We start from the raw sequence: 4125 nt of genomic DNA, 5'->3' as shown, positions 1-4125 counted from the left end.
TATTTAGCAACCAAAACCATTCTTGACCATCACGCCGATGCTGCTCCTGAGGCTTTGTTTGCTACCTACGCCGAAGAAGCAAATAATGATTATGGTGCCCACTTCCATGTGATAAAGCTGTTCGGTTGGTTAAAACATGCCCCAGCTTACGATTTACTAGTTGAAAGCTTGTATAATAAACAACCACAATTTCAAAAATCACGGGCAGCAGCAGCGATCGCTCTTGGTGAACTCGGCGATCCACGGGCAATTCCCGAACTGAAAGCCTGTCTAGAAACCAAAATTTGGGATCTGAAGTATGCGGCGTTGATGGCGCTGGAAAAACTTGGTGATATCAGTGGTTATGGACAAGTCGCCAACGATGATGATTGGCTGATTCGCCAAAAAGCCAAGTCAACCCCTACGGCAATTCAAAATTCACGCATTCAAAATTCATCACACCACTGATAAATCCAGAGGCTTGAAGAAGATTTATTTATTAAAATCTTGTTATGTCCACAGAAGAACTATTCCAACAACTCAAACACCCCAACCCCCACCTACGCGACCAAGCAATGTGGGCATTGGCTGAGAATCCCGATGAGACAACTATTCCCCGGTTGATGAGTATTCTCGATGAAGAGGATACCACCTATCGACGAGCTGCCGTCAAAGCTCTAGGAGCGATCGGCCCTGATGCAGTGACTCCTCTAGTTGAAGCCTTGCTCAATAGTGATAATGTTACCGTCCGGGGAAGTGCCGCCAAAGCACTGGCACAAGTCGCCATTAATCATCCAGATGTTCCCTTTACAGCTGAAGGCGTACAGGGTTTAAAGACTGCCCTCAATGACCCCAATCCTGTAGTGCATATTGCTGCTGTCATGGCTTTAGGTGAAATTGGTTCTCCCGTAGTGGATGTTTTGATTGAAGCATTGCAAACCACAGACAACCCAGCGCTGGCAATCTCTATCGTGAATGCCCTTGGCTCAATTGGCGATCGCCGAGGTGTGGAAGTGCTACAATCCCTCATTCAGGATGAATCCACCGACTCCTATGTACGCGAGTCTGCCACTAGTGCATTATCTCGCCTAGAAATGACAATGAAGTTTCAGCGGGGAGAAAAATGATAGGGACATCCAAAAATTAAATTACTCAATTCCTGTATCCAATACGACTATCCGATTTCTTCTCCCCCTGCAACGCCAAATCCCCCTGCTCTCCCTGCTTACCAAAACGATTGATTATTTTTTTATTTGGAAGTCCCATACCCTCCTAGAGTGAAGTCGCGCACACCAAAAGCGCATCTAGCAAGCTGGGATTTGTGCCACCGCTATAGCGAATTACTTTACGCCTGCTCATCAAATCGGCTGCGAAAGCCTCCGTATTTTATCCAATATTGTTTCAAATTGTGACAGGGTGTATGCAAACTGGCTCTTGCCTGATATAGAATCACTTGACGATGAGCGCCCATCCAAATTTTGTTAATTGGGTCAACCGAAATAATAGTGCCTCCTAACGCTCCCACACATTGGGAAAAACGCTCAATAGCACTATAATCTACGGTTTCAAAAACAAAGAAATGACCTGAACAAATTAAATGTCTGCTGCGAATCCAGCACTGCATTTTTTTCTGTGCTTCTGGGAGTAGCATATTCGCTTTAATGGCCAGATTAGGCAGGGAAAGATCATAGGATGTTTGGGACTTCATGGGCAAAACCCTCCCGCTTTTCAAACCGCAAAGGGCCAAAGGTAGATCCCCAAACCTGCTCGTGTGTATTGATATCCAGCCCTCTATCTAGGCTTACCCAAGTGGTTTGTGTGATTTCAACGTAACTATCGAGATAAGTCTGGCAGCCATTTTTCTCAATTAAGCACAAGTTTCCAGGTTCAACAGCGCCTATAAATCTATCTTTCTCTCGTTTGAAAATCATCGAGCAGTGATATCTGCGTGCGATACAATCTGGGGTGATGGTTCTAAGAATGCTTAACTCACGGGCTGCACCAGCATAGAAAAGGGCATTTTTTAAACTGTAGTTTTCGATATAAATCTCATCGTTATGATCTACTAAGCGATGTACTCCCTGTCTATAAGGTCTCCACAAATCATAGTCATAAACCTGTTCTGAATAAAGCCCGATTCCTGAGAAGAATTCAAACGGTAATGGACGAAATAATACGTGAATATGGGCGTAATCTTTAGGATTTTCAAATGCCTGTTTATAATTGCTGAAATCTCCTGCCATCCAACGAGCTAGGGTGATTAAATGATTCGATGTACTGTCGCGGATATGTGGTGGTGAAGAATTCATAAGTAGATGAGGATAAATAAACAATACAGAATTTGTCTTGTAAAGTTGCTCCTCTTGAGCAAAGCCCAAGACCGCACTTTCCGCAAAATTAAAAATTATGACCTTACAGCAGTTTTCATGTATTTGAACCACATCTGTCGTAAGGGCACAGCATTGCTGTGCCCCTACCGCGTGGTCTATTTACCTGAAAATAGCTGTAACCTATGGCAAAAGCGTCTATTGATAGACTAATGACATAACGAAACTAACGTGGTCAGTTCATATTGAGACTGCACGCTCTGAAGTTGTATATATATGACTAGAAATGCCTAGAAAGCCATTTTTGGATCTAGTTTATTTGTGAATACCCTGGCGAATTTCAGAAGAAAAAGAGGCAGTGACAACTCCTGTACCAGTACTGGTTTTAATTAGAGAAACCCGACAACGGACATTGGGGTTGACAAACCAGATTTTTTCTTCGGCGGCGGCGCGATCGTAGGCGGTGACTAGCACGAATGTGCTGTCTTCTGTTAAGTAATAATCGCCAGCCGCTGCAATCGTTTCGGCATAGCCTTGATCGCGCAGCAGTTTACCACGATGGGGATGAGTTGGATCGGGTATGGGAACTAGGACGCAACTACCTTTGATTTCATTTTCATCCCAGTCTGATTGGCCTTCCCAACTCATCCGAAAGGGAGAAACAACTGTTTGAGGATCAATGTTATAAGTTTTACACAAGTCAATCACTGCCGGATCATCATCTGGGAGAGCAATGATATCTATCTCAGACTGTACGGCTTCAAAGTGACCGAATGCTAAATGATGGGCGCTGCGTTGCGATCGCCAACGCCCAATAGAATTTGCAACAAACTCCGTAATATTCATCAACTCTTTGGTTTCTGTTTTTAGCTATTTGCTTTTGGATTGGAGAATCTCCCAATTGAAAATGATGAATATCCCAATTTACCTCTATAGATCATCGATTGACAAAATGTTAGAAGTTGGGAAATTCTCCATTGGTAGCGTTAAGCTATTTCCGTGATACTAAGAATCTTGCCTCCTGTTTTCTGGATGCTCTGAATTTTCTGGGCTAGCTGGTTGTATCCCACGTCAAAGGTTGTCACGCTTTTAGTCACCCTAACACCAAAATTGGCTTTGGAGACACCGATACGGAACCGCTTCCCTGTATTGCTGATAGCACCGGAACCACCAGGCGGGGAAACAATTTTGGTAGCGAGGTTAGTGCCAATGTCGCTAATCAATTTTGCTGATTTGCCCAAATCATTGGCAGCAAATCCCCGCATCAATGCAAAGGTACGGTTAAAACCGACATTTTTGATCCCAGCTTGAGTACGATTACCACGGGCAGAGGGTACAATATTTTGGCCAAAACTCCTGATATATTCATCACTATCAATGTAGGAGTTGATTTCCGCTGCGTAGCCCTGGGTGTTGTAAATTTGCACATGTTCCGCCACTTCAGCCTGATCTTGGGGGGCGCGACCTAGCAAATGTTTGAAGTTTAATTCGATAAAACGATAGGGAGAGGAAGTTTCAAAAAACAGCGAACGGTATAGATCAGATTGAGCCACGGCTCTGACGAAGCCTGTAACAGTTATGTCACCATTCCGCAATTGAGACTCTGCACTGGTAAGCCGTTGGTTTTCAAATACATGAGCATTGCCCAAAACTTGCCGATACACTGCTCGGATCACGGCTTGCAGATCATCCTCAGTGGCGTTGGGACGTAATTCAACGGACTCGGCTTCTATCCAAAGTGTCATGTCAATGCCTCCTAAATTTAGAATTTTCGTGTGATTGTTTGAAAAATTGCAAATTAAAAAAGTTAATCAGCTTG

General features: G+C 43.9%; 6 protein-coding genes. 2 read left to right on the top strand and 4 right to left on the bottom strand.

Features of this window, described 5'->3' with window-relative positions:
- The coding region (locus LC574_RS29405; protein WP_229457154.1) for a HEAT repeat domain-containing protein at positions 1-447 on the top strand (447 nt) is incomplete at its 5' end.
- A 44-nt stretch (positions 448-491) separates the two neighbouring features.
- Positions 492-1106 carry a HEAT repeat domain-containing protein gene (locus LC574_RS29400; protein WP_229457153.1) on the top strand — a complete coding sequence of 205 codons (615 nt, stop codon included), beginning with the start codon at positions 492-494 and terminating at the stop codon, positions 1104-1106.
- A 218-nt stretch (positions 1107-1324) separates the two neighbouring features.
- Here the strand turns inward: LC574_RS29400 and LC574_RS29395 are convergent, their stop codons facing one another.
- The 4 genes from LC574_RS29395 to LC574_RS29380 all read right to left on the bottom strand — a co-directional run bounded on the left by LC574_RS29395 (position 1325) and on the right by LC574_RS29380 (position 4051).
- On the bottom strand, positions 1325-1630 hold the full coding sequence (locus LC574_RS29395) for a CpeR family transcriptional regulator (protein ID WP_229457155.1): 306 nt from the start codon (positions 1628-1630) through the stop codon (positions 1325-1327).
- Positions 1631-1664: 34 nt separating this feature from the next.
- Entirely contained in the window at positions 1665-2288 is a 624-nt protein-coding gene (locus LC574_RS29390; RefSeq protein ID WP_229457152.1) for a chromophore lyase CpcT/CpeT, read from the bottom strand.
- 333 nt (positions 2289-2621) lie between these two features.
- The gene (locus LC574_RS29385; protein WP_229457151.1) at positions 2622-3152 is read right to left on the bottom strand and encodes a phycobiliprotein lyase; all 531 of its coding nucleotides are present in this window, start codon (positions 3150-3152) and stop codon (positions 2622-2624) included.
- 140 nt (positions 3153-3292) lie between these two features.
- Positions 3293-4051, bottom strand: a complete 759-nt coding sequence (locus LC574_RS29380; RefSeq protein ID WP_229457150.1) for a phycobilisome rod-core linker polypeptide — start codon at positions 4049-4051, stop codon at positions 3293-3295.
- Between the last annotated feature and the right edge of the window lie 74 nt (positions 4052-4125).

The organism is Nostoc sp. CHAB 5715, assembly GCF_020829685.1.
Taxonomy (GTDB): domain Bacteria; phylum Cyanobacteriota; class Cyanobacteriia; order Cyanobacteriales; family Nostocaceae; genus Nostoc.
Note: the sequence above shows the minus strand (reverse complement) of the source record. Positions and strands in the feature narration are given on the sequence as shown.